Raw genomic sequence first — 25369 nt, forward strand, 5'->3', positions numbered from 1 at the left:
CTAAGGGAATAAGACTCCATGCGCACCGACTATTGTGGCGCCCTGCGATCCGCCGATATTGACCGCGAAGTAACCCTGTGTGGCTGGGTAGACCGACGCCGCGATCACGGCGGGGTGATCTTTATCGACCTGCGCGACCGCGACGGTATTGCCCAGGTGGTGTTCGATCCGGACGCCGCAGAGCACTTCGAGCTGGCCGACCGTGTGCGCAGCGAGTATGTCCTCAAGGTCACCGGTCGTGTGCGCGCACGCGCCCCGGAAGCGGTGAACTCGAATATGGCGACCGGCGAGATCGAGGTGTACGGCCTGCAGCTGGAAATCCTCAACAGCGCCGAAACCCCGCCCTTCCAGCTGGACGAGCACACCGCGGTGGGCGAAGACGTTCGGTTGAAGTACCGCTACCTGGACCTGCGCCGCAACGAAATGCAGCGCAACCTGCGTTTCCGTTCCCAGATTACCAATGCCATCCGCAACTACCTGGATGGCGAAGGTTTCCTGGATATTGAAACCCCGATCCTGACTCGCGCGACTCCGGAAGGTGCCCGAGACTACCTGGTGCCCAGCCGTACCCACGGCGGCAAGTTTTTTGCCCTGCCGCAGTCGCCACAGCTGTTCAAACAGCTGCTGATGGTGTCTGGCTTTGATCGCTACTATCAGATCGCCAAGTGCTTCCGCGACGAAGACCTGCGCGCTGACCGTCAGCCGGAATTCACCCAGATCGATATCGAGACCGCATTCCTCGATGAAAACGCCATCATGTCGATCACTGAGAACATGATCCGCAAGCTGTTCAAAGAGCTGAAAGGCGTCGACCTGGGCGAATTCCCGCGTATGCCGTTCAGCGAGGCGATGGAAAAGTTCGGTTCCGACAAGCCGGACCTGCGTATTCCGCTGGAGCTGGTGGACATCAAGGACCTGATGCGTGAGGTGGACTTCAAGGTGTTCTCCGGCCCGGCCAACGACCCGAAAGGTCGTGTGACCGCGCTGAAAGTGCCCGGTGGCAATGACAAGCTGACCCGCAAGCAGATCGACGACTACACCAAGTACGTCTCCATCTACGGCGCCAAGGGCCTGGCTTACATCAAGGTCAACGACAAGTCCGACCTCGAAGGCGGCCTGCAGTCTCCCATCGTCAAATTCCTGCCCAATGACGTGCGCGCAGCGATTCTCGACCGCGTGCAGGCGGAGAACGGCGACCTGATCTTCTTCGGTTCTGACAAGGCCAAGGTGGTCTCCGAGGCTCTGGGCGCCCTGCGCTGCAAGCTCGGTGAAGACCTAGATCTGTACGTGTCCGAGTGGGCGCCGCTGTGGGTCGTGGACTTCCCGATGTTTGAAGAAAACGATGACGGCAGTGTTACCGCACTGCACCACCCGTTTACCGCGCCCTCCTGTTCCCCGGAAGATCTGGAGAAGAATCCGCTGGAGGCCCTGTCCCGCGCTTACGACATGGTACTGAACGGCACCGAGCTGGGTGGCGGTTCCATCCGTATTCACGATCAGTCCATGCAGCAGACCGTATTCCGGGCGCTGGGCATCGCGGCGGAAGAGCAGCGTGAGAAGTTTGGTTTCCTGCTGGACGCACTCAAGTACGGCGCACCCCCCCACGGCGGCCTGGCCTTTGGCCTCGACCGTCTGGTGATGCTGATGACCGACAGCGATTCCATTCGCGACGTCATCGCTTTCCCGAAAACCCAGAGCGCCGGTTGTGTCATGACCGACGCCCCGGGTGCGGTAGACGCCAAGCAGCTGCGCGAACTGAGCATTCGCCTGCGTCAGAAAGAAGAGCAGGTGGGCTAACGTTTCCCCTTATCGTCACCCCGGCCTGTGCCGGGGTGACGGGAAGCATGCATGAGCCAGATCCAGATAGAGTAGAAAGACCGGAGATTTATCGATGGCAGGACACAGTAAATGGGCCAACATCAAACACCGCAAGGCCGCCCAGGATGCCAAGCGGGGGAAGGTGTTCACCAAGATCATTCGCGAACTCACCGTAGCCGCGAAAGGCGGTGCCAACCCGGATGACAACCCGACCCTGCGTACCACCATCGATAAGGCCCTCGGCGCAAATATGAAGCGCGATACCATCGACAAGGCCATCGCCCGCGGCGCCGGCAATGCTGATGGTGATAGCTACGAGGCGGTTACCTACGAAGGTTACGGTGTCGGCGGAGTGGCGGTGCTGGTGGAATGCCTGACCGACAATCGCAATCGCACCGTGGCGGAAGTGCGCCACGCCTTCACCAAGCGCGGCGGCAACCTGGGTACCGACGGTTCGGTGGCCTACCTGTTCGACCGCAAAGGGCAGATGTATTACGAGCCGGGTGTGGACGAAGATGCTCTGATGGAGGCGGCGCTGGAAGCCGGTGCCGAAGACATCGAAACCAACGACGACGGCAGCATCGAACTCACCACCGAATTTACCGACTATATGCCGGTAAAAGACGCGCTGACCGAAGCTGGCTTCAAGCCGGACAATGCTGAAATCGCGATGATTCCCTCCACCACTATCCCAATGGATAAAGACGGCGCCGAGAAAGTACTGGCTCTGGTGGATATGCTGGAAGACCTCGATGACGTGCAGAATGTCTACACCAATGTGGATATCCCCGAAGAGGTGATGGCCGAACTAGGCTGATTGCTCTTTGAGGCCGGCTTCAAAATGCCCCGTACGCCGGGGCATTTTTGTATCTGCGGTTTGATACGCCACCGCCGGCCTTGACGCCTTGGCGCGGCCTTGGGACACTTCCCGCAACAATTGTATAAATGTACAGGGGGCAGCCCGCCGTGACCCGAATTCTGGGAATTGATCCCGGCTCGCGCAAGACCGGTTACGGCCTGATCGACATCGAGCGTTCCAATGCCCGCTATGTGGCCAGCGGCGTGATCAGGTTGCCCGATGGTCCCCTGCCGGAGCGGTTAAAGTTGATTTTTGACGCGGTCAGTCAGATCGCTCAGCAATATCAGCCGCAGCAGATGGCGATCGAAAGCGTATTTATGGCCAAGAGCGCCGGTTCTGCCCTGAAGCTGGGGCAGGCGCGGGGTGCGGCCATTGTCGCCGGTACACATGCAGACCTGCCGGTATCTGAGTACGAGGCGCGCAAGGTCAAGCAGGCGATCGTCGGTAACGGCGGCGCGGACAAGCTGCAGGTGCAGCATATGGTCAAAACCCTGCTGAAACTGCCCGCATCTCCGCAGGAAGATGCGGCCGATGCGCTCGCGGTGGCGTTGTGTCATATGCACACCATGCAGACATTGATTCAGTCTTCGGCCGGGTCGCGCGCGCGCTTCCGTCGCGGTCGCTTGAGTGTTACGTAATTTATTGGATTTGAAACAAACATGATCGGAAGACTGACCGGCACGCTTGCCGCCGTACAACCGCCTCAACTTTTGGTCGATGTCCAGGGGGTGGGCTACGAAGTGCTGGCTCCTATGACAACCATTTTCGAGTTGCCGCAACTGGGTGGCAGTGTGCAGTTGCACACCCATCTGGCGGTGTCGGAAACCTCGCAGCAGTTGTTTGGCTTTATTCGTGAATCCGACCGCCAGCTGTTTCGCACCCTGATCAAGGTCAACGGCGTCGGCCCGAAAATGGCGCTGGCCATTTTGTCCGGTCTCGACGGCGCCGCACTGGCCCGCTGTGTGGCCGACGACAATGTGGGTGCGCTGGTCAAAGTGCCCGGCGTGGGTAAGAAAACCGCCGAGCGGTTGATCATCGAGCTACGCGGCAAACTTACCCCGCAGACTGGTGACCTGGGTGATATTCCGCTGATGTCTACCAACGCCGAACCCAAAATTGACCATGCCGGCGAAGCGGAGAGCGCCCTGGCCGCTCTGGGCTACAAACCCACCGACGCCACCAAAATGGTCGCCCGCGCCGCCAAGGAGCAGCCCGACGCCGATAGCGCCACTCTGATTCGGCTGGCGCTGAAAAGCATGGCTCCGGCCTGATACCGTATCAATTTGAGAATTGCCCGTGATTGAAGCCGACCGCCTGATCGCTCCCGAACCTCAGGGCCCCACCGGCCAGGAAGAGCAGTACGACCGCGCCGTGCGCCCCAAGTCCCTGGAAGACTATGTGGGCCAGCCGGTGGTGCGCGAGCAGATGGAAATCTTCATTCAGGCCGCCAGGTTGCGCAAAGAGGCTCTGGATCACACCCTGGTGTTTGGCCCGCCCGGCCTCGGCAAGACCACATTGGCCAATATTATTGCTGCAGAAATGGGGGTGGCGATTAAAACCACTTCCGGGCCGGTGCTGGAAAAGGCCGGCGATCTCGCCGCCATCATGACCAACCTCGAGCCCGGCGACGTGCTGTTTATCGACGAAATCCACCGCCTCAGCCCCCATGTGGAAGAGGTGCTCTATCCGGCGATGGAGGACTATCAGCTGGATATCATGATCGGTGAGGGCCCGGCGGCGCGCTCTATCAAGCTCGATCTGCCACCGTTCACGTTGGTGGGTGCCACTACCCGCGCGGGCCTGCTGACCTCACCACTGCGGGACCGTTTCGGCATCGTGCAGCGCCTGGAGTTCTACTCGGTGGCAGATCTCACCAGCATCGTTGCCCGCTCCGCCCGGTTAATGGGAGTGGAAATGGATGAGGGTGGGGCCCTGGAAGTGGCGCGCCGCGCCCGCGGCACCCCGCGGATCGCCAACCGCCTGTTGCGCCGGGTGCGGGACTACGCGGAAGTAAAGGGCAATGGCCACGTGTGCTCAGAAACCGCGGATCTCGCCCTGAATATGCTGAATGTGGACGCCAGCGGTTTCGACCAGCTGGACCGCCGCGTACTGTTGACCATGATCGAAAAATTCGACGGCGGCCCGGTGGGTGTAGACAGCCTGGCGGCGGCAGTCAGCGAAGAGCGGGATACCATCGAGGATGTGCTGGAGCCCTATCTGATCCAGCAGGGCTATCTGGCGCGCACTCCCCGTGGCCGGGTGGTGACTGCACTGGCCTATGAGCACTTTGGTATCCCTAAGCCCGACCGCACCTGACGAAACGGTCGCGATCCTGTAGCATGTTCCGTCATTGCCGGTCAGCGGACTTGATCCACGGTATTGATCCTGGGTTTTGAACAGCCGCCGGCAGATCCCAAACCGCTATCAACAACAAAAATGCGTTTGCGGTCGGCAAATTAAGGACGATGTGTGTCAGAACCTTGCTCCACAAAACTTTTCTCAATCCCCATTCGCGTCTATATCGAAGATACAGACGCTGGCGGAATCGTCTATTACGTCAATTATTTAAAGTATATGGAGCGGGCGCGCACAGAATTGGTCCGTTCTCTCGGCTATGATAAGCCCGCCATGCCGCAGCAAGGGTTGCTACTGGTAGTGCATTCAGCGGAGATTCAGTATCGCCGTTCGGCAATCCTGGACGACCAGCTGCAAGCCTCCGCTCGAATTGGCAAGCTCGGCCGCGCCGCAATCACTTTCGAGCAGAAAATCTGGCGCGGCGATGAAATTATTTGTGAGGGCGTGGTCAAAGTGGCCTGTGTGGATGATGCCAGCCGCAAACCCTGTGCACTCCCCCCAACTATCTATCAAGCATTGAAGGCAGCGAGTTAAAACATGAACGCCGGTGAACAACTTTCCCTGTGGGGCCTGATTTCCAGCGCCAGTCTGTTGGTGCAGTTGGTGATGCTGATGCTGCTGCTCGCCTCGGTGATTTCCTGGGTGATGATCATCCAGCGTGGCACCTACCTGTCCCGGGCGCGCAGATCGCTGATCAATTTCGAGCGCCGCTTCTGGTCCGGTGCTGATCTCAACCAGCTGTTCCGCGACGGCAATGCGGCTGCCGAGAAGGGCAAGATCGATGGGGTGGAATCCCTGTTCCGCGCCGGCTTTACCGAATTCACCCGTCTCCGCCAGCAGGGTAAAAGCAGCTCCGCGGCGGTGATGGAGGGTACCGAGCGCGCCATGCGCGTGGCCATGTCCCGAGAGCAAGAAAAGGTGGAAATGAACCTGCCGTTCCTCGCCACCGTCGGTTCCGTCAGTCCCTATATCGGCCTGTTCGGTACCGTGTGGGGCATCATGAACTCTTTCCGCGGCCTCGCCACCATGCATCAGGCCACTATTGCCACGGTTGCACCGGGCATCTCCGAGGCGCTCGTCGCCACAGCCATGGGTTTGTTTGCAGCGATCCCGGCGGTGATGGCCTACAACCGTTACTCCGCCAAGGCCGAGTGGTTGCTTTCCAGCTACGAGACCTTCGCCGAGGAGTTTTCCTCCATTCTCCACCGCAAAGTGCACGCTAGCTGAGGCGCGAGGATAGCGAAGCTATGAGCAATTTTCGCAAGGCTCCCAAGCGCAAACTGGTCTCTGAGATCAACGTAGTGCCCTACATCGATGTGATGCTGGTGCTGTTGATCGTGTTTATGGTGACCGCGCCACTGTTGATGCAGGGAGTGAAGGTGGATCTGCCGGACGCACCGTCGGCACCGATTGACGACACTGACGACGAGCCTCTGATCGTATCTGTCCGCGCCGACGGCACCTATTACCTGAACCTGGGTGACGATGAAAAAGTCGCCAAACCGCTGAAGGAAATCAAGGAAACCGTGGCCAAGGTATTGCGCCAGAAGCCGAAAACGCCGGTGCTGGTGTGGGGTGATACTGACGCCAAGTATGGCCTGATTGTCGGTGTCATGACCCACCTGCAGCAGGCCGGGGCCCCCAGCGTAGGGCTGGTAACCGAGCCGCCGTCAGAGTGAACCGGGGGCAACAGGCGACTATGAAAGGCTCTTACGGCCCGGCTATCGTTATCAGTGTGGCATTGCACGCGCTTTTGATCGCGGTGCTCACGTTTGGCTGGGAGGCCAAGCAGAGTCACGAGGTCAAGCCGATGCCGAAGTTTGTGCAGGCGAAGCTGGTTCAGCTGGAGTCCAAGTCCAACGAACCCAAGGCGCCGCCGAAGGTCGACCTGCGGGAAAAGCGCCGCCAGCAGGAGTTGCAGCGCCAGCGTGAGGCGGAAGCCGAGAAGAAGCGCAAGGCTGCGGCCGAGCGTAAGAAAAAACAGGAAGCCGAGAAAAAGCGCAAAGCGGACGAAGCCCGCAAAAAGCGTGAGGCAGAAGAAAAGGCCCGCAAGGAAAAGGCGCGCAAGGAGCAGCTCGAGAAGGAGCGTCAGAGTGCTTTCGAGGAGGCGCTAGAAGACGAAGAGGAGTGGCGGGATGCCAGTGACGATTCCGCGGCGGTCATGTCGGTTGCCCAGGCGATCCAGCAGCGCATCGAGGCGGTGTGGAGCCGCCCACCGAGCGCCCGCAATGGCATGGTCGTTGAGGTGCAGATCAATTTCGTGCCCACTGGGCGGGTGATTGCTTCAACCATTACCAAAAGCAGCGGCAACCCCGCTGTGGATAGATCGGTGCTTACTGCGGTCAAGAAGGTAGAGGTATTCCCTGAAGTGGCCGACGTGGCCCGCGAGGAACCGTCGCTGTTTGAGCGCCAGATACGAACCACCAAACTGATATTCAGAGTCGAAGGCCTGCGCCAATGATGAAAAAAACAGTCTCTCTATTCTTTGCCACTCTGGTGAGCTGTGTGCTGGCGGTTTCCGCCCAGGCTCAGCTTGTAGTGGAAATTACCGAAGGCAACCAGGATCCCACCCCCGTTGCGGTTGTTCCATTCGACTGGTCTGGCAGCGGTGTGCTGGCGGAAGACGTGTCTTCAATCATCTCTGCAGATCTGCGCCGCAGTGGCCTGATCGCGCCGGTACCACGGGAAGATATGTTGTCCTTCCCGAAAACCCCGGAAGAGGTGAGCTTTCGCGATTGGCGCATGCTGGGTACCGAGTATGTGGTGACCGGCCGCATGCAACCTCAGGCCAACGGCTACCTGCTGAGCTTCGATCTCACCAATATCTTCGGTCAGCGCAAGGTGTTCACCAAACAGGTGACCGGTGGTGCCCAACAACTGCGGGACATCGCACACCGGGCCGCAGATGAAATTTTCGAGGCGATTACCGGCATTCGCGGCGCCTTCGGTACCCAGATGGTGTATGTGCAGGAGACCCAGCGCGGAGGTCAGCCCAGCTATGCGCTGATGCTGTCGGATATCGACGGCGCCCGCGCCCGCCAGATCCGCCGTTTCAGTGCGCCGGTAATGTCCCCCAGCTGGTCGCCCAGCGGGCAGGAAGTGGCTTATGTGTCATTTGAGACAGGTCGCCCGGCAATTTTCCGTGAAAACCTTCGCACCGGTGCGCGCCAGCAGCTGACCAACTTCAAGGGGCTGAACAGTTCCCCGACCTGGTCTCCCGACGGTTCCAAGCTCGCCATGGTGCTGTCGAAAGACGGCAATCCCGAGATCTATGTCCTCGACTTGCCCACCGGCAGGTTCACCCGGATGACCCGTCACTTCTCCATTGATACCGAGCCGAACTGGATGCCGGACGGAAAATCCCTGGTTTTCACTTCCGACAGGGGAGGTAAGCCACAAATTTATCAATTGACTCTTGCCACGGGTCAAGTAGACCGCTTAACCTTCGACGGCGACTACAACGCGCGTCCGCGGGTTTCCCCGGATGGCAAAACGCTGGTTATGGTGCATCGTAGCAGGGGGGTTTTCACGATTGCTACGATGGATATCGTATCCGGCAGAATGCGTGTCCTTACGGAGACGCGCCTGGACGAATCCCCGAGTATTGCGCCCAATGGCGCGATGCTGATGTACGCCACCAAGCGGGGGAGCAAGGGTATTCTGGCTGCGGTGTCGCTGGATGCCGGAGTGAAATACAGCCTGCCTTCCCAGCAGGGTAATGTCCGCGAGCCGGCGTGGTCGCCTTACTTTGATTGATGCAGTACCTGACGCATTCCTCATTTATTTGCGGCAAGTGTGAGATCAAACAAATAAGAAGAAGCGAAACCCTGATCTAATGTGCGGGGTTTTAAAGTCTTACAGGATTTCTCGATAACACTAAAGCGGAGTTGTTTATGTTCAAATCAGTTAAAACCGGCTTGGGTCTGGCTTGCGTACTGGCAGTAATGGCCGGTTGTTCCAGCACCGACACCGATGACAGCGCCAACCAGATGGTTGAGCAAACCCCTCCTCCGGTAGTGGAAGATACCACTGCTACCGAGACTGTAGTGCCGCTGGACAACGTCGTTTACTTCGACTTCGACCAGAGCCTGCTGAAGCCTTCTACCCGTGAGCTGCTGATCAAGCACGCTGACCGTATGCGCGCCTCCACCAGCGGCACCGTACGTCTGGAAGGTCATGCCGACGAACTGGGTACCCGTGAATACAACCTGGCTCTGGGTGAGCGCCGCGCCAACGCGGTTCGCGATTTCCTGGTTCTGCAGGGCGTAAACGCCGGCAACCTGGAAGTGATCAGCTACGGTGAAGAGCGTCCTGCGAGCGAAGGCTCCAGCGAAAGCGCCCGTGCTATGAACCGTCGTGTGGTAATCAACTAATCTGTAAGCATGCAATTGTCTTTTCTGATTAGAAGTATCACGGTAGCCGCAGCCTTTATGGCTGCGGCTAGCCCTGCATTCTCGCAGGCCCCGATTGTCGATCTGTCCAGTGGCAGCAACGTCAATCAGGGCACTGCAACCCCTCCTCCGCCCAGCTATCCACAGCTGGCAAGTCGTGCCGATACCTCGGCCGGCAGCCTACAGGCAAATCCTCAGGCGGAAGCCTACTACCAGATGCAGGTTCTGCAGCAGGAAGTGCAGGAATTGCGCGGCGCGGTGGAGGAGCTGCGGCACGAGGTCAAACGGTTGCGCCAGCAGCGCACAGAAGACTATATGGATCTCGACCGCCGGATATCCAAGCTGAGCGGTGACGCCCCGGCAAGCGATGCCCCTGAATCGGGGAATGCCGCTGGCGGGTCCACCTCTCAACCGCAGCCCGCAAATAGCGGTACGGCGCCCGAGGCCAGTGAAAGCGAGCGCGATCGCTATCAGGCCAGTTTCGGCCTGGCCCGGGATGGCGATTACGATGGTGCCAGCAAGGCGTTTAAAAGCCTGCTCGACGACCATCCCAATGGCCAGTACGCGCCCAACGCCAATTACTGGCTGGGTGAGATCGCGCTGGTACAGGGGAATATTGAAGAGGCCCGCACCTGGTTTGTGGCCCTGCTCGATGGTTATCCCAATTCCAGCAAGGTATGGGATGGCCGTTACAAGCTCGGTACCGTTTACTACCAGTTAGGCGACAAGGCCAAAGCCAAAGAGTTGCTGGAGCAGGTGGCTGCCAGCGATCAGCGCGCGTCTGGTCTGGCCAAGCAGTATCTGAAGGAAAACTTCCAGTAAGCTGCGCGCTCGCCTCCGGGCGAATGCTGGTTTTGTGACCAAAAAAACTCTATGATCCCGCGCCCGGGTGGCATTGGCCTCCCGGGCGTTTTTATTTGTGGCGCCCGGCCGAAACTGGCTAGTCGGCGCCTGAGAGGGCAGTTGCGGCGAACTATGGGTGAAACTCAGATTGTGCAAACCGGTGTCGACCTGAATGCTGAGTCGCTCCGGATTAGCGAGCTTTTTTATTCGCTACAGGGAGAGGCTCGGAATGCGGGGCTGCCCACGGTATTCGTGCGCCTCACCGGTTGCCCGCTGCGCTGCACCTATTGCGATTCCGAGTACGCCTTTTATGGCGGCGAGCGCATGACACTGGCGGAAATCTTGCACAAGGTTCAGAGCTATCCCGCCCGGCACGTCTGTGTCACCGGGGGAGAGCCGCTGGCACAGCCCAACTGTATACCTCTATTGAAAGCACTGTGCGAGGCAGGCTTTCAGGTATCCCTGGAAACCAGCGGTGCCATGCCGGTGGATGCAGTAGACCCGCGGGTCTCTCGGGTTGTGGACCTGAAAACGCCGGCTTCCGGTGAGCAGGCGCGCAACCGCATGGAAAATATCCCGCTGCTGGGGCAGCACGATCAGGTCAAGTTTGTAATCTGTGATCGCGGTGATTACGACTGGGCCAGATTTACCCTGGACCAGTATCAGCTGGCAGATCGGGTAGGGGAGGTACTGTTCTCCCCCAGTTACGAGCAACTGGCCCCGCGTCAGCTGGCCGAGTGGATTCTCGAAGACGGCCTGCCGGTACGTATGCAGATGCAGCTGCACAAGCTGTTGTGGGGCGACGTTCCCGGTGTATGACGGCCTCCGTGCGGGCCAAAACTACCGCAGAAGCAATCACAACTTTGATTGATCGGAGTGATTTATGAGTGACAAAAAGGCCGTGGTTTTACTGTCTGGCGGTCTCGATTCGGCCACTGTGCTGGCGATGGCGCGGGCGGAAGGCTACCAGTGCTTTGCCCTCGGCTTTGATTACGGCCAGCGCAGTAGTGCGGAACTGATGGCGGCGCAGCGGGTTGCCGCTGATCTGGATGCCAGTGAGCACAAGGTCGTGAAGCTCGACCTGCGGGTCATTGGTGGCTCGGCCCTGACTGACGACAGTATCGATGTCCCCGAAGAGGAGACCTCCGGTATTCCGGTGACCTATGTGCCCGCACGCAACACCGTATTCCTCTCCATCGCCCTGGGCTGGGCCGAGGTGCTGGGGGCACAGGATATTTTTGTGGGCGTGAATGCAGTTGACTACTCTGGATATCCGGATTGCCGGCCCGATTACATCGATGCGTTCGAAAAAATGGCCAATCTGGCGACCCGTGCCGGCGTCGAGGGCAACAAGCTCACTGTCCGTGCGCCGCTGATGCAAATGAGCAAGTCCGATATCGTCAAGCGCGGTACTGCGCTGGGTGTGGATTACAGCTTGACCGTCAGCTGTTATCAGGCTCAGGCCGATGGCGCAGCCTGCGGCCGGTGCGATAGCTGCCGCCTGCGTGCGGCGGGCTTCGCTGAGGCCGGGCTGGAAGATCCGACCATTTATGCGTGAGGGTTCAAGGGTCGGTTTTTAAGGCCCTAAGCCCTTAAATTTGCTGGTAATTTTTTTGTAATCGGGTCTTGTGTTTTCGGATTAGATCCGTAAGATACGCAGCTCCTCAGGTAGAGGGCAAAGGGTCGTTAGCTCAGTTGGTAGAGCAGTTGGCTTTTAACCAATTGGTCGCTGGTTCGAATCCAGCACGACCCACCATATTCCCCCCTGTTATCGGCACTCCGAACCGTTCTATTGGTTCAGCCGGTAACCATTAAAAAACTCGCCGCAAGTCGGGTTATACAAGCAGTTAGCCAGAGGCCTTTTGGGTTTCAGGCAATCTTAAGGGTCGTTAGCTCAGTTGGTAGAGCAGTTGGCTTTTAACCAATTGGTCGCTGGTTCGAATCCAGCACGACCCACCATTTCCTCAAGATTCCCTTCAAATTATTCGTTCTGGCTTTCCGCCCGGGCCCTCTGCGACGTTAAGATTCCTCCGAGATCTGTCTTTACGCCCTCGTCGCGTCATCCCGGGCCCGAAAAGCGGCGAATTTGTGACGGATCGGTATAATGCCGCCTTTTCCCCGCAGTATCAGAGACTCATGACAGACAGCAGCGAAAAAATTGCCACCAGCCCGGCACCGAATGCGATCGATGCGCGCGACTTCATCCAGGATCACCTGGCGCACCCCGCTATGCACGAGTACAGCGAAGAGGAGCTGAACCTCTGGCGCGAGCGCATCAAGCGGCTGCTGAAAGAGCAGAACGCGGTGCTGGTTGCGCACTACTATACGGACCCGCTGATTCAGCAACTGGCGGAAGAGACAGGCGGCTGTGTTTCCGACTCCCTGGAAATGGCGCGCTTTGGGGCCGAGCATCAGGCGGATACCCTGATCGTGGCCGGTGTTAAATTCATGGGAGAAACCGCCAAGATTCTGACGCCTAACAAACGCGTGCTGATGCCCACTCTGGAGGCAACCTGTTCTCTGGATCTGGGCTGCCCCATCGACGAATTTTCCGCATTTTGCGACCAGCACCCGGACCGCACGGTGGTGGTGTATGCCAATACTTCCGCTGCGGTGAAGGCGCGGGCGGATTGGGTAGTGACGTCCAGTATCGCGCTGGATGTTGTGGATCACCTCGATGCCCAGGGCGAAAAAATCCTGTGGGCGCCGGACAAGCATCTCGGCAGCTATGTGCAGAAGCAGACCGGCGCTGACGTGTTGCTGTGGGATGCTGCTTGTATCGTGCACGAGGAATTCAAGGCGAAGGGGGTCGCTGACCTGAAGGCGCTCTATCCAGACGCGCTGGTGCTGGTGCACCCGGAGTCGCCGGCGGCGGTGGTGGAGTTGGCGGATGTGGTGGGTTCCACCTCGCAGATCATTAACGCTGCCAAAACCCGTCCGAACAAGCAGTTTATCGTCGCCACTGACCAGGGCATTTTCTACAAAATGCAGCAGCAGTGCCCGGACAAAGAATTGATCGTTGCGCCCACCGCCGGCTCGGGCGCTACCTGTCGCAGCTGCGCCAATTGCCCATGGATGGCAATGAATTCACTGGAAAATCTGTGTGGGGTGTTGGAGCGGGGTGACAACGAAATCTTTGTCGACCCGGATCTCGGCAAGCGGGCCATGATCCCGTTGCAGCGGATGCTGGATTTCCGCAAGCCACTGGACTGAACACAAAAAGAGCGGCAATTGCCGCTCTTTTTTGTTTTGTTGGTTAACCCAGATATCCTGCCATCAAAGCTCTTTGGCTTTCTCCTGCATCTTGATCACATCCTTCATTCGCTGTTCCAGAATCGCGTGGGTCTGGTAATCGTTCTTCGCCAGTCGCACGCCGTGGCGCAGATGCTGTAAAGCCTTGTCGAATACGCCGTTCAGAATGTAATACTCCGCGCGCGCCTCGTGCACACCGACGATATCACCGGCCAGGCCGTGGGTTTCTGCCAGCAGGTACCAGACCGCGGGATCCTTGCGACGAATCCGGCTGTGCTTTTTCAGGATACGCTCGGCCGCCAGATAGTTGCCCGCTTTGAAGTGAGCATTGGCCAGCCCCATGATCAGGGCATGGTTTTTCGGGTTCTTGTTGACCGCATTCTGCAGTCGCCGGGTGGCGCTGTTGTAGTCCTGGCGCACCAGGTCGACATCGGCGCGGGCGAGGATAAAGGCGTCTTTGTCCGGCTCCTTTTCCAGCAGCGGTTGCAGGGTATCGAGGGCCGTATCCGGTTTGCCGGCAGCCGTCTGCGCCAGCGCCAGGCCGTAGCGGGCGGCATCTTCGTTGTCGTTGATACCGCGCAATTCCGCCTGGAAGCGCTTCACCGCCTGCTGTGGAGTGGCCTCGGCGTTTACCCGGATGCGCGCGCGCATCAGGTGGTATTCGCGGCTGTCGCGCAGTGGGACCTGCTCCATACGGTTGGCGCGCAATTTAGCGTCCGCGATCCGCTTCTCTGTCACCGGGTGGGTAAGCAGAAACTCCGGTGGGCGGCGGTAGTAGCGGGTGGCCTTGAGCATCTGCTCGAACATCTCACCGGCCGCCTGGGGGTTCAGACCGGCTTTGGCCAGGGTCTCGATACCCACCCGGTCTGCTTCCTGCTCGTTCTGGCGGGAGAAGCGCAGTTGATTGTCCAACGCTGCGGCCTGGGTGGCGGTCATCGCGGCGAGACCGGCATCGCCACCTGCAGTGGCCGCCAGCACAAGGGCGCCGAGCATACCGGCCAGGGTGGGAATGGTGCTGTTGCGCTGGGCTTCCAGGGAGCGGGCGTAGTGGCGCTGGCTGAGGTGCGCTAGTTCGTGGGCGAGAACCGAGGAAAACTGGTCTTCGTTCTCAGCGAACAGGAACAGGCCTGTGTGCACGCCGACCACGCCGCCGGGCACAGCGAAGGCGTTCATGGTGTCATTGTTGACCACCACTACGTCGAGGTTCTTGTCTTCGAGAGGGCTGTATTCGGCGAGGGCCTTGAGCGAGTTCTCCACATACTGCTGCAGCAGGGCGTCGCTGGACGTACGTACCTGGCTGCGGAACATGCGCAACCACATCTCGCCGAGTTCGTTCTCCCGTGCCCGGGATACCAGGCCACTGCTGGTGTCACCCAGTTGCGGGAGCTGGATATGGTGGTCACTCTGAGCGGTGGCGGCAATCGGCGCGGCGCCCAGCAGCAGGCCCGCGGCAACACCGGCTGCGCCCTGGCAGCAGCGCTTCCAGAGATGGCTGAATGATGTAAGGATCTCGGTCATATTTTGTACTGCACCTGCCGGGTTGCCCACCGCTAACACTATACGTAACCCTGTGAGACTGTCGAGGTTTTGATCAGTCTTAAGGGAAAAGGTTCTGCTGAATGACCCATTGACCAGTAGGCGCCGTTATAATTCGCGGCATTTACGGTTCTTTACCGCGATTTTATGACTGACTCGTCCATGAGTGCCTCAGAAGCCCCGAAATTCGATTGGGAGTCTGCATTAAGGGTAGATGCCCGGGACCTTCCCTGCCCGCAGCCACTGCTGGCCATGCGGCGCGCTATGAAGCAGCTGGCGCCGGGGGCATTGTTGCACCTGATCGCGACTGACCCCGCGTCCCAGCGGGATATTCGCAGCTTTTGCAGCCTCAGTGGTGTACCGTTGCTGCGGGTTGAAGCCCGCGGCGAAGAGTTTCACTACTGGTTGCAGCGAATAGACGACGCGCCAGGCATCGCGCAATAAAGAAGACGTCCGTACAATCGAATTGACGACAGTGTTAGAGAGTCTCGAGAGAACAGGTTTTTATGTTTGCGATTATTAGGGGTTGGGTAAATCGCTATTTCAGCCAGGAAGAGGTAGTCCTGCTGGTACTGCTGTTGCTGGCCGCGCTGATCGTCCTGGCGACGCTGGGCGGGGTGTTGGCGCCGGTTCTGGCGGCACTGGTGATCGCCTTTCTGATGCAGGGCATGGTAGTTCGATTGCAGTCGTGGAAGGTGCCGCACTGGCTTGCGGTCAGCATCGCCTGTCTGGTGCTGGTGGGCACCATCGTCGGCCTGCTGTTTGTGGTGATGCCGATCATTTCCCGCCAGACGGTGCGCTTGTTCTCCGAGCTCCCCAATATGATCGACCGCGGGCAGGAGCTGCTGTTACTACTGCCGGAGCAGTATCCACGCCTGGTCACGGCTCAGCAGATCGACGAGATTTTCACCACTCTCGGAAGCGAGCTCGGCAGTATGGGGCAGACGGTGCTGACCTTCTCCCTTGCGAACCTGCCAGTGCTCGCCGCGGTATTGATTTACCTGGTGGTGGTGCCGATCCTGGTGTTCTTCTTCCTCAAGGATTCCAACAAGTTGCTGGGTTGGTGCGCCTCCTTCCTGCCCAATCAGCGCCCGATGCTGCGGCAAATCTGGTACGAGATGAATGACCAGGTCGCCAACTATGTGCGCGGCAAGGTGATCGAAATCGCCATTGTGGCGGTGACCAGCTATATCGCCTTCCTGCTGCTGGGCGTCAACTATGCGCTACTGCTGGCGGTGGCAGTGGGCCTGTCGGTACTTATTCCCTATATCGGCGCTGCCGTAGTGACCATTCCAGTGGCGGCCATCGGCCTGTTCCAGTGGGGCTGGAGCGGCGAGTTTTTCTGGCTGATGTTTGCCTACGGGATGATTCAGCTGCTGGACGGCAACGTGCTGGTGCCTATCCTGTTTTCCGAGGCGGTCAATTTGCACCCGGTAGCGATCATTCTCGCGGTACTGGTATTTGGTGGTATCTGGGGCTTCTGGGGTGTGTTCTTTGCGATCCCGCTGGCGACCCTGGCCAAGGCGATTCTGAATGCTTGGCCCACCACTGAACACCAGGCGGAGTGGCAGGCCAGGGAAGCGGTCGAAATGCAGAATGAATCCACTGAATAACTGTTCCGTTTTCGGGCTATTTGCTAGAGTGCGTCGCCTGATTTGAGGCCCCGGTTAACCTACTAGGAATGTTCATGCGCCTTGCCGACACAGTACTGGCAGTCAACAACGACCTGCCGATCCGCACAGACAAGCCCGTGCACAGCGGTAAAGTCCGCTCTGTCTACTGGCTGACCGAAGCCGACAGCCGCCGACTGATTCAGGAAAAAGGCTACCCGGTTGCCGCCGACGCGCCGCTGGCGGTGATGGTAATTTCCGACCGGATCTCCGCGTTTGACTGTATCTGGACCGGTGAGGGTGACCTGCGGGGTGTGCCCGGCAAAGGTGCTGCACTCAACGCCATCGCTAACCACTGGTTCACACTGTTTAAGGACAAGGGACTGGCGGAGAGCCATATTCTGGATATCCCGCACCCGGCGGTGTGGATTGTGCAGAAAGCGCGTCCGGTAATGATTGAGGCCATTGCGCGTCAGTACATCACCGGCTCTATGTGGCGCGCCTACAGCAGAGGCGAACGCGTGTTTTGTGGCATTGAAATCGCCGACGGTCTGCAAAAAGACGAGAAACTGCCTGAGCTGCTGATCACCCCGTCCACCAAGGGCATTCTGAAGGGTATCCCCGGGGTACCCGAGGCGGATGATGTGAATATCACCCGCAAGGATATCGAAGGCAATTTTCCCGCGTTCAATTTCCGCAGTGCCGACGACGTCGCCCGCTACGAGCAGTTGTTGAAAGAGGGCTTCGATGTTATCTCCGCCGAGCTCGCAAAGCTGGATCAGGTGTTTGTGGATACCAAGTTTGAATTCGGTTATGTCACCGATGCCGATGGTAATGCAAAGCTGATTTATATGGACGAGGTGGGTACTCCGGATTCGTCCCGTATCTGGGACGGCGAAGCCTATCGCAACGGCAAGGTGGTGGAGAATTCCAAAGAAGGTTTCCGCCAGGCGCTGCTGAGCCATTTCCCGGACCCGGATATTCTCCTGAACAAGGATCGCATGGATGAGCGCGAAGCGCTGGCGCGCGACAACGAACTGCCTGAGTCCATGTTGATGGATGTTTCCGCAACCTATGTGGGTATTGCGGAAAAGATCATCGGTGAGAAGCTGCGGATTTCCGCGAATCCAAAGGCGGAAATCGTACAGGTGTTGCGCGACGAGTACGGCCTGATCGACTGAGCCTGAACGCAGCGCATAAAAAACCCGGCCCTCTTCACTCAGGGGGCCGGGTTTTTTCGTTTCTGGCGGCGGAGAAGTACGGCGTGAAAAATCAGGCTGCTTCCAGTGCCTTGCGCACGCTGGCCAGCTTTACACACAGCACAAATACCGACATGGCCGTATCCAGTTCTTCCAGTGGGGGGAAGCTCGGGGCGATGCGGATATTGGTGTTTTCCGGGTCCTTGCCGTAGGGGAAAGTGGCGCCGGCGGGGGTGAGTTTTACACCCGCTTCCGCTGACAGGCGGATCACTTCTGAAGCCACATCCGGGCGGGTGTTAAAGGAAACAAAGTAACCGCCTTTCGGGGTTTCCCATTCGCCCAGATCGGAATCGGCAAAGTTTTTATCCAGGTGTTCCAGAACACAGGCAAATTTCGGTCGCAGGATTTCCGCGTGCTGCTGCATGTGCGCCTTCAGCTGGGTCAGCTCCGGGAAGAGACGCGCGTGGCGCAGCTGGTTCACCTTGTCCGGTCCGATGGTCATCGCAGACATCTGCTGCTTGAGCGAAGCCAGGTTGGCCGGGCTGGCGCTGACAAAGGCCACACCGGCACCGGCGTGGGTGACCTTGGAGGTGGAGGCGAATTGCAGTACCGAGTCTGCGGTTTCATTACCCAGAGCGGCTTCGCGGATATTCGGCAGTGCTACCTGGTGGTCCAGGTCGTGAATGGCGTAAGCGTTGTCCCAGAAGATACGGAACCCCGGGTTGGCGAACTTGCCCAGTTGCGCGAGACGGTCGACGGTGTCCGCGTCATAGGTGACACCAGTAGGGTTGGAGAACTTGGGTACGCACCACAGGCCGATGATCTGATCGTCTTCGCGGATTTTCTGCTCCAGTACATCCATGTCCAGGCCGGTGGCGGTCATGGGTACGGTTTCCATGGCGATGCCCAGCTGCTCGCAGATGGAGAAGTGGCGATCGTAGCCGGGAACCGGGCACAGGAATTTGGGCGCACGCATTTCCTTCCACGGCTGGGTGCCGGCGAAGCCGAACAGGTAGCCGGTGAGCACCGCGTGGTACATCAGGGTCAGGGAGCTGTTGCCGCCGGCGAGCACTTCTTCATAGGGTACCTGCAGTACATCGGCGCCCAGTTCGCGGGCTGCGGCGATACCTTCCAGGCCGCCGTAGTTGCGGGTGTCGGTGCCGTCTGGCGCGCGGTAGTCACCGTTGAGAATACCGTCGAGGTCGTCGGACAGGCTCAGCTGATCCGCCGCCGGTTTACCGCGGGTAATATCCAGGCTCAGGTTGTGCTGGCAAATGCGCTGGTACTGTTGCTCCAGCTCTTTTTCCCACTGTTGCAGCTGTTCACGGTTGGCGGTCTCGATACGCACGGAAAATCCTCATCTGGGGGTTGAACTTGCGGGGAGGGAGCTTATCAGCCACGGGCGGATTGCGTCATGTTTTCTGACACTTTTTTAACGCTTTACCCGGTAAAAACAGGGGTTGCTGGCAGAAAATTTGTTTCGGCTGAAACGGTCTGTCGCTCGTTGCCGTACGAACGTTGCGCGAGCTTCGGCAGTCAGTGTTCTTGGGCCGCGAGAATGCGGAAGTCGGCAGCGTATTCGAGAAGACTGGCTTTCAGGTGGGTGCGCTGTTCTGGTGTGGCGCTGGTGAGAATATCACTGGCCAACGCCCGGGCCTGGGCACGCAGTTGATCCTGCATCTGGCGATAACTGTCCGACCACAGAGACTGCGGATTGATCAGCATTTCCCGCAGCGTTTTCTGATAGCCGTCGGGTTTGTTGCGCAGGGTATTGATAAATTCTTTAGCCCAAAGCTGGCGCTGGGCATCCCGGTGTTTGGGGTCGAAGGTGGTGGTGTCCACCTGGTGGTCGATCATCGCATCCTGTTCTGGCGTCAGGTCCCCCAGCCAGCGCTCGGCCTGTTTGCGAAACTCTTTTTCCCGTTTGCGTTTGGATTTCTCCCATTTCTTCAGGGATTCCTCTCGCTCCTCGCGAATGTTTTCTTCCAGCTGGTCTATCTGCCGCTCGTCCAGTTTGATCACGATGGGGAGCAGAAGATCGCTCAGCATCACTACTGATGAGTGCCAGAAAGTGTCGACTTGCTCTTCTATCTGCTTCAACTTTTCCGGGTTGGCGTCCGGTGAATCCACATCCGCGGCGAGTAATTCGAGGTAATCGGCGTAACGGGGGAGTTGGGTCTGGCGGTGCCAGCGGTGGAATTCATCCACACGCAGCTGCAGCAGGTCTTCCTGGGCGCCGTCCAGGTCCAGGTATTTATTGATGTTGCGGTCCATCCACCAGTCCAGATGGCCGTAGGCAAGGCGTACACTCGAGCAGCCGCCGACAAGCAGGATAATCAGTGCCAGAGTGGCGCCGATGGCGCGGGTAGTGATTGCCGGGAGCGGTATATTCATGGCGTTAAATATAGATCCTGCCTGGTGCCCCCGCGACCCATAAGCGATCAATTGATCCAGACTTCCACTCGACTGTTTTTGACCGGACCGTGCTCGCTACTCGCGGTAAGTGGTGCAAAGGCGCCCACAGACATGATCTGGCTGTCGCCCAATTTGTGATTCCGTAGCAGGGCGCCCTGGACCTTGAGGGCGCGGAAGCGGGAAATCAGGTCAGATATATTGCGATTGGATTTTTGGTCGGAAAAGCCGACGAGTGTCAGGGAGAGGTCGCGATTTTCATCTTCCTCCATAAATTCCTGCAACCGTTGCAGGTCGCGCAGGGCGCGGTTGTCCAGCTCGGTACTGCCGTCGGCAAAGCGGAAGGATATGCTCAGGCGCGAGCCGCTCTCCATCAACTGGCGATAGTTATCCGGTGCATTGGTATAGGGCGTCATCTGCAGCGCCACCGGGGTCAGGTTAATAAATCCCACGTCTGCAACCACATGCTGCCCCTTGTGGGATTCCACAAATTGAATAAAGGCATCCACGTGCGGATTGAACTTCCCCGGGTTGCGATACAGGTAGAGGCGCCGTGTGAGTGGGAAGTCTTCGGTGGCGATGATGCCCCGGTCGGGGACCACCGCGGCTAGCTCGCCCGCCTTGATGGCTACCTTGTGCAGGCCATCCGCATCGGCGAAAGGCAGGTAGCCGATGGCTCCGCGGTCCCGCTGTACCAGCGCGCGGGTTTCGTGGTTGCCGGAAACTTCATAGACAAAAGGCGCGGCCGAGCGGCTGGCGCCGAAAACTTCGCTGTCGAAAGTGGCACGGGTACCGGATTCGATGTCCCGGTGCAACGGGCGAATCGGCAGGTTCGGGCCACCGAGCTGCGACCAGTTGCGAATCTCACCGCGGTAGATCTGCGCCAGCTGTGTCATGGTGAGCTGCGAGACGGGGTTGTCTTTGTGTATCGATACCACCAGCGCATCGAGGCCGATGACGTGTTCTGCCTGGGGGCCGGCAAAGTCTCCAAGGTGCGCGAGCTGGTCGACCTCTTTGGCTTTGATCTTGCGGGAAGCCATGCCGATATCGGCAGTGCCGCTACGGAGCGCCTTGAAGCCGGTACTGGACCCGAGGGCGATGATCGGGACTACCACCGGTGCTCCATTGAGTGTGGCATCAATCCAGTGGGTTTCGCCTTCGCTGCGCTGGGCGATATCGCTGGCGCCAATCGACTGTAGGTAACGCTTGACCTGGGCGGGCGCGAGGTCCGCGCCGATGGTGTTGGAGCCGGTCATGCGGAAGAGTATTTGCGAGGAATCCGATACATTGGCGTTTGCCAGGCTGTGACTTACGGATAGCACCAGCGTGAGTAGCGCCGCGCAGCCTGCGATCCAGCGGTGCAGGCAGTGTTGTATCGCCCGTGCGTTTACCATCATTTATCCCTACAAGTCCCGATTATCTCCGCGCCCGAATTCGGGCGATGCGTTCGGCGCGCTTTATCGCAAAAAAGTGTGACGAAGTTATTGCAATCAGGTTGAACTCAACCCGCATGGGCCGTCTCTAAACGCAGGTAGGCAGTCGGGTAGCGGGTTGTTTGTTTTTTGTTCTCGCTTGCCGTAGGGTGCGGCTTACAGCGCTGTTCCGACGTTTTATTCACCACTTGGTGCGCGGAATAGCCATATAATTTAAAAGTGCACGGGATTTTTTTTGAAAAAAGACATGACAACGCTGTCATTTGTCTTGTAGTATTTCTCCCATATTGGCACAGACGTCAATCAAGGCGTCGCACCGGATTTTCCTGGGGAGCAAGCAATTGCGGTGGGGAATTCGGTCAGGACAGATAACAATAGAAAATCTTAGGGGCCGGTTCAGATGGTTGCTTTGAGAGATAGCAGGGACATTCTCTACGTTGGCGTCGACGGAGGTGGCAGTAAATGCCGGGCTTCGATTTTCGACGCGGACAATCGCCTGCTGGGCACCGGTGTTTCCGGGCCCGCAAACCCCCTTCATGGTTATGCACAGACCATTGATTCCATTGTGCGCTCCGCCGCATTGGCTGTGGCCGATGCCGGATTGCCTGCGGAAACCATGGGTGAGCTGGTGGCCGGCGTCGGTCTGGCGGGCGTCAATATGCCCCGTCTGTACAACGAGATGGATGCCTGGGCACACCCCTTCAAGCAGATGTTCCTCACTACGGATCAGCACTCCGCCTGCCTCGGCGCCCATCGCGGTGGCGACGGTGCAGTCATCATCGCGGGTACCGGCTCAGTCGGTTACTCCTGGGTGAACGGGCGCAGTGAGATTGTCGGTGGTCACGGTTTCCCTCACGGCGACAAGGGCAGCGGTGCCTGGCTGGGGATGGAAGCGGTGAAATATGTGCTGATGGCGATGGAAGGGCTGGCCGAGGAATCCATGCTGCAGCGCGAAATACAAAAGGCGCTGGGTACCGACGACCCCTACGATGTGATCGAGATGATGGCGGGGAAACCCTCCAGTCAATACGCCAAGCTGGCGGTGCCAGTGGTGGAGTGTGCAGAAGCGGACTGCCCGATGGCTGCGTCCATCATGCGCGATGGTGCTGCCTACATCAGTGATCTCGCCGAGAAGTTGATGGAAAGCAAGCCGCCGCGCCTGGCCATGATCGGCGGCCTGGCGCCGCGCCTGAAGCCCTGGCTGAAACCCCATATTGCCGAGCGGGTGTCTGACCCGCTGGACCCGCCAGAGCTTGGCTGTGCGTACTTCGCGCAGCACTCCCTTGCGGCGCAGGGGGGCAGCGAGTCCCGCCAGTCAGAAGAGGTGGATGCCAAAGCGCTCTTTGGATAAGCGCGCCGGCTAACTAGAACACACAGGTTGTCCGAGCACATTGATGGGCAACCAAAGTCATACGGATTTTACGGACAGATTTTATGAGCGCAGTGACTCCTGCTGAGGCCAACAAGGCGGATACATCTATGGCGATGACAGTAATGGAAACCGAGGCCCGCGAAGCCCCGAGCCGGATTGCCGAACAGCTGAAAAACAATGCTCCGATCATGGAGGCGCTGGGTGAGCGCCTGCGCAGCAAGCCGCCGCGCTTTGTGATGATCGTAGGCCGCGGTTCTTCCGACCACGCCGGTGTGTTCGCCAAATATCTGATCGAAATTGAAACCGGCACGCCCACCTTCGCGGCGGCCCCGTCTGTGTCCAGCGTGTACGGCAAAAAGCTGAAGCTGGAAGACGCACTGGTCATCGTGATTTCTCAATCCGGCCGCAGCCCGGACATCCTCGCTCAGGCGCAGATGGCGAAAGACGAAGGCGCTTACACCGTCGCGCTGGTGAACGACGAAACTGCGCCCATCAAAGATATCGTTGACCAGGTGGTACCGCTGAAAGCCGGTCCCGAACTGGCCGTTGCTGCCACCAAGAGCTACCTGTGCACTCTGTCTGCGGTATTGCAGCTGGTGGCCAGCTGGACTCAGGACGCAGAGCTGAAAGCCGGTGTGGAAATGCTGCCGCAGACCCTCACCGACGCCATCGAATCCGACATACAGCTGCGTCCGGAAGATCTGGCTGCGGTGAAAAACCTGGTCGTCCTGGGCCGTGGCCCCGGTTACGGCATTACCCGCGAGCTGGCGCTGAAACTGAAAGAAGTGTGCAGCGTGCATGCGGAATCTTTTTCCAGTGCGGAATTCCTGCACGGCCCGGTCACCCTGGTAGAGCAGAAGCTCACGGTGGTGAATGTGCCCATCGAAGACGAATCCTATCAGGCACACAGCGAGCAGATCGCCGACATCATCCGTCGCGGCGGTACCCTGATCAATTTGCATGTGCCGAGCAAGGGTGTGCATCCGCGCGTCGCACCGCTGGCACTACTGCAGCGTTTTTATCTCGACGTGGCTCACGTCGCTGTCAGCCGCGGTATCAACCCGGATGAGCCGGCGGGCCTGAAAAAAGTCACCCAGACTGTTTGATTGTTGAATCGGTGACGGACCTCGGGAGCGGGCAAGTGGCACAGGTATTTATCGCAGACAAGTTATTCGACGGTGAGCAGCTACACATCGATGTGGCGCTCACCATCGACGGCGGCAAGGTGGTCGCACTCGGTGGCGAGCCGGCGGCAGATGCGGTGCGCCTCAAAGGCTTGCTGGCCCCGGGACTGATCGATGTGCAGGTCAACGGTGGCGGCGGCGCCCTGTTTAATAACGACACCACCGTTAACGCGCTGGGCAAGATGTCGGCAGCCCACGCCCGCTTCGGCACCACCGGGTTTATGCCTACCCTGATCACCGATCAAGTGGATGTGATGCAGAAGGCCGCGGACGCTGTCAGTGCCGCGCTCAAAGAGGGTGTTCCCGGGGTTCTGGGGGTGCACTTTGAAGGTCCCCACCTGAGCACCCCGAAGAAGGGGACGCACGAAGAAAAATTCATTCGCCCGCTCAGCGATGAAGAACTGGCGATTTACGGCCGCGATGACCTGGGTCTGAAAATGGTCACTCTGGCACCGGAAAATGTAGCGCCAGAAGATATTCGCAAGCTGGTCGATCTGGGTGTGAAGGTGTGTCTCGGCCACTCCAATGCGGATGGCAAAACGGCTGCGGCGGCAGTGGCTGCCGGTGCAACCGGGTTTACCCATCTGTACAACGCCATGTCGCCGCTGCATTCCCGTGACCCGGGCATGGTGGGCACCGCGCTGATCAGCGATGACTGCTGGTGCGGCCTGATTGCGGATGGTCACCACGTCAGTGCCGAGGCCATGATTCTGGCGCTGAAGGCCAAGCCCCGCGGCAAGGTGGTACTGGTGACCGATGCCATGTCGCTGGTGGGCAGCGACGAAATGAGCTTCCCGCTGTTCGACCGTATCGTGACCCGCGACGGCGACAAGCTGACCTCTACAACCGGCGAGCTGGCCGGCTCGCACCTGGATATGATCGGTGCGGTGCGCAACGTCCGCGACTGGTGCGGTGTAGAACTGGGCGAAGCGCTGCGTATGGCGGGCCTGTATCCGGCCCAGTTTCTGGGGGCGGACCTCGGGCGTATCAAAGCCGGTTCGCGGGCAGATTTGATTTTGATGGATGAAGCTCTTCAGGTGCAGAAAACCTGGATTGGTGGGCAGGAAGTATTTTCCGCAGGCTAACCCCCGCGGGCGAACGCCAA

25 protein-coding genes and 2 tRNA genes are annotated in these 25369 nt (G+C 58.9%); 23 read left to right on the top strand and 4 right to left on the bottom strand.

From position 1 onward, the window contains the following. The first annotated feature begins 18 nt into the window (after nucleotides 1–18). The 17 genes from aspS to nadA all read left to right on the top strand — a co-directional run bounded on the left by aspS (nucleotide 19) and on the right by nadA (nucleotide 13479). Nucleotides 19–1797, top strand: a complete 1779-nt coding sequence (gene aspS, locus Q1A74_RS16245; RefSeq protein WP_299598716.1) for an aspartate--tRNA ligase — start codon at nucleotides 19–21, stop codon at nucleotides 1795–1797. Between the two features lie 94 nt (nucleotides 1798–1891). Beyond that, the gene (locus tag Q1A74_RS16250) at nucleotides 1892–2635 is read left to right on the top strand and encodes a YebC/PmpR family DNA-binding transcriptional regulator (RefSeq protein WP_299598718.1); all 744 of its coding nucleotides are present in this window, start codon (nucleotides 1892–1894) and stop codon (nucleotides 2633–2635) included. A gap of 149 nt (nucleotides 2636–2784) precedes the next feature. Then, entirely contained in the window at nucleotides 2785–3315 is a 531-nt protein-coding gene (gene ruvC / locus Q1A74_RS16255; protein WP_299598721.1) for a crossover junction endodeoxyribonuclease RuvC, read from the top strand. Between the two features lie 21 nt (nucleotides 3316–3336). Further along, nucleotides 3337–3948 (top strand): Holliday junction branch migration protein RuvA, encoded by a 612-nt coding sequence (gene ruvA, locus Q1A74_RS16260; protein ID WP_299598725.1) that lies wholly within the window; start codon nucleotides 3337–3339, stop codon nucleotides 3946–3948. 25 nt (nucleotides 3949–3973) lie between these two features. After that, entirely contained in the window at nucleotides 3974–4993 is a 1020-nt protein-coding gene (ruvB, locus tag Q1A74_RS16265) for a Holliday junction branch migration DNA helicase RuvB (protein WP_299598728.1), read from the top strand. 153 nt (nucleotides 4994–5146) lie between these two features. Further along, the gene (ybgC, locus tag Q1A74_RS16270; protein ID WP_299598732.1) at nucleotides 5147–5566 is read left to right on the top strand and encodes a tol-pal system-associated acyl-CoA thioesterase; all 420 of its coding nucleotides are present in this window, start codon (nucleotides 5147–5149) and stop codon (nucleotides 5564–5566) included. 3 nt (nucleotides 5567–5569) lie between these two features. Next, the gene (tolQ, locus tag Q1A74_RS16275; protein ID WP_299598735.1) at nucleotides 5570–6259 is read left to right on the top strand and encodes a protein TolQ; all 690 of its coding nucleotides are present in this window, start codon (nucleotides 5570–5572) and stop codon (nucleotides 6257–6259) included. A gap of 20 nt (nucleotides 6260–6279) precedes the next feature. Then, a complete protein-coding gene (gene tolR / locus Q1A74_RS16280; RefSeq protein ID WP_161857712.1) occupies nucleotides 6280–6711 on the top strand; it encodes a protein TolR in 432 nt (143 codons plus the stop codon). 20 nt (nucleotides 6712–6731) lie between these two features. Further along, nucleotides 6732–7493, top strand: a complete 762-nt coding sequence (tolA, locus tag Q1A74_RS16285; protein ID WP_299598742.1) for a cell envelope integrity protein TolA — start codon at nucleotides 6732–6734, stop codon at nucleotides 7491–7493. Further along, nucleotides 7493–8788 carry a Tol-Pal system beta propeller repeat protein TolB gene (gene tolB, locus Q1A74_RS16290; protein ID WP_299599273.1) on the top strand — a complete coding sequence of 432 codons (1296 nt, stop codon included), beginning with the start codon at nucleotides 7493–7495 and terminating at the stop codon, nucleotides 8786–8788. Before tolA ends, tolB begins: the two co-directional genes overlap by 1 nt. A gap of 137 nt (nucleotides 8789–8925) precedes the next feature. After that, on the top strand, nucleotides 8926–9405 hold the full coding sequence (gene pal / locus Q1A74_RS16295) for a peptidoglycan-associated lipoprotein Pal (protein ID WP_299598745.1): 480 nt from the start codon (nucleotides 8926–8928) through the stop codon (nucleotides 9403–9405). A 57-nt stretch (nucleotides 9406–9462) separates the two neighbouring features. Continuing rightward, nucleotides 9463–10245, top strand: a complete 783-nt coding sequence (gene ybgF / locus Q1A74_RS16300) for a tol-pal system protein YbgF (RefSeq protein ID WP_299598748.1) — start codon at nucleotides 9463–9465, stop codon at nucleotides 10243–10245. A 153-nt stretch (nucleotides 10246–10398) separates the two neighbouring features. Beyond that, a complete protein-coding gene (queE, locus tag Q1A74_RS16305) occupies nucleotides 10399–11085 on the top strand; it encodes a 7-carboxy-7-deazaguanine synthase QueE (RefSeq protein ID WP_299598751.1) in 687 nt (228 codons plus the stop codon). Nucleotides 11086–11149: 64 nt separating this feature from the next. Next, nucleotides 11150–11824, top strand: coding sequence for a 7-cyano-7-deazaguanine synthase QueC (queC, locus tag Q1A74_RS16310; RefSeq protein ID WP_299598754.1), 675 nt, complete (start codon nucleotides 11150–11152; stop codon nucleotides 11822–11824). A 122-nt stretch (nucleotides 11825–11946) separates the two neighbouring features. Beyond that, nucleotides 11947–12022, top strand: a tRNA-Lys gene (locus Q1A74_RS16315). A gap of 127 nt (nucleotides 12023–12149) precedes the next feature. Beyond that, a tRNA-Lys gene (locus Q1A74_RS16320) sits at nucleotides 12150–12225 on the top strand. A 177-nt stretch (nucleotides 12226–12402) separates the two neighbouring features. Further along, complete coding sequence (gene nadA, locus Q1A74_RS16325) at nucleotides 12403–13479, top strand: quinolinate synthase NadA (protein ID WP_299598757.1); 1077 nt, start codon at nucleotides 12403–12405, stop codon at nucleotides 13477–13479. Nucleotides 13480–13542: 63 nt separating this feature from the next. Here nadA and Q1A74_RS16330 read toward each other — a convergent pair whose 3' ends face one another. Next, on the bottom strand, nucleotides 13543–15036 hold the full coding sequence (locus tag Q1A74_RS16330) for a M48 family metalloprotease (protein WP_299598760.1): 1494 nt from the start codon (nucleotides 15034–15036) through the stop codon (nucleotides 13543–13545). A 165-nt stretch (nucleotides 15037–15201) separates the two neighbouring features. Here Q1A74_RS16330 and Q1A74_RS16335 point away from each other — a divergent pair, with 165 nt between their 5' ends. From Q1A74_RS16335 to Q1A74_RS16345, 3 genes are all read left to right on the top strand, one after another. Then, nucleotides 15202–15498: a sulfurtransferase TusA family protein gene (locus Q1A74_RS16335; RefSeq protein ID WP_299598764.1), complete on the top strand. Its 297-nt coding sequence runs from the start codon at nucleotides 15202–15204 to the stop codon at nucleotides 15496–15498. 62 nt (nucleotides 15499–15560) lie between these two features. Beyond that, complete coding sequence (locus tag Q1A74_RS16340) at nucleotides 15561–16667, top strand: AI-2E family transporter (protein WP_299598767.1); 1107 nt, start codon at nucleotides 15561–15563, stop codon at nucleotides 16665–16667. 74 nt (nucleotides 16668–16741) lie between these two features. Next, on the top strand, nucleotides 16742–17845 hold the full coding sequence (locus tag Q1A74_RS16345; protein ID WP_299598770.1) for a phosphoribosylaminoimidazolesuccinocarboxamide synthase: 1104 nt from the start codon (nucleotides 16742–16744) through the stop codon (nucleotides 17843–17845). A 91-nt stretch (nucleotides 17846–17936) separates the two neighbouring features. Here the strand turns inward: Q1A74_RS16345 and Q1A74_RS16350 are convergent, their stop codons facing one another. From Q1A74_RS16350 to Q1A74_RS16360, 3 genes are all read right to left on the bottom strand, one after another. After that, the gene (locus Q1A74_RS16350; protein ID WP_299598773.1) at nucleotides 17937–19211 is read right to left on the bottom strand and encodes an aminotransferase class I/II-fold pyridoxal phosphate-dependent enzyme; all 1275 of its coding nucleotides are present in this window, start codon (nucleotides 19209–19211) and stop codon (nucleotides 17937–17939) included. Nucleotides 19212–19399: 188 nt separating this feature from the next. Beyond that, nucleotides 19400–20257, bottom strand: coding sequence for a DUF6279 family lipoprotein (locus tag Q1A74_RS16355; protein WP_299598776.1), 858 nt, complete (start codon nucleotides 20255–20257; stop codon nucleotides 19400–19402). A 47-nt stretch (nucleotides 20258–20304) separates the two neighbouring features. Continuing rightward, nucleotides 20305–21672: a substrate-binding domain-containing protein gene (locus Q1A74_RS16360; protein ID WP_299598779.1), complete on the bottom strand. Its 1368-nt coding sequence runs from the start codon at nucleotides 21670–21672 to the stop codon at nucleotides 20305–20307. 436 nt (nucleotides 21673–22108) lie between these two features. Between Q1A74_RS16360 and nagK the strand changes: the two genes are divergently transcribed. The 3 genes from nagK to nagA all read left to right on the top strand — a co-directional run bounded on the left by nagK (nucleotide 22109) and on the right by nagA (nucleotide 25349). Next, nucleotides 22109–23059: an N-acetylglucosamine kinase gene (gene nagK, locus Q1A74_RS16365; protein ID WP_299598782.1), complete on the top strand. Its 951-nt coding sequence runs from the start codon at nucleotides 22109–22111 to the stop codon at nucleotides 23057–23059. A gap of 83 nt (nucleotides 23060–23142) precedes the next feature. Continuing rightward, nucleotides 23143–24186 carry a glucosamine-6-phosphate deaminase NagB-II gene (gene nagB-II, locus Q1A74_RS16370; protein WP_299598786.1) on the top strand — a complete coding sequence of 348 codons (1044 nt, stop codon included), beginning with the start codon at nucleotides 23143–23145 and terminating at the stop codon, nucleotides 24184–24186. 35 nt (nucleotides 24187–24221) lie between these two features. Continuing rightward, nucleotides 24222–25349, top strand: coding sequence for an N-acetylglucosamine-6-phosphate deacetylase (gene nagA, locus Q1A74_RS16375; RefSeq protein ID WP_299598788.1), 1128 nt, complete (start codon nucleotides 24222–24224; stop codon nucleotides 25347–25349). Nucleotides 25350–25369 lie beyond the last annotated feature (20 nt).

Origin of the sequence: uncultured Microbulbifer sp. (genome assembly GCF_947504145.1) — a bacterium.
Taxonomy (GTDB): Bacteria; Pseudomonadota; Gammaproteobacteria; order Pseudomonadales; family Cellvibrionaceae; genus Microbulbifer.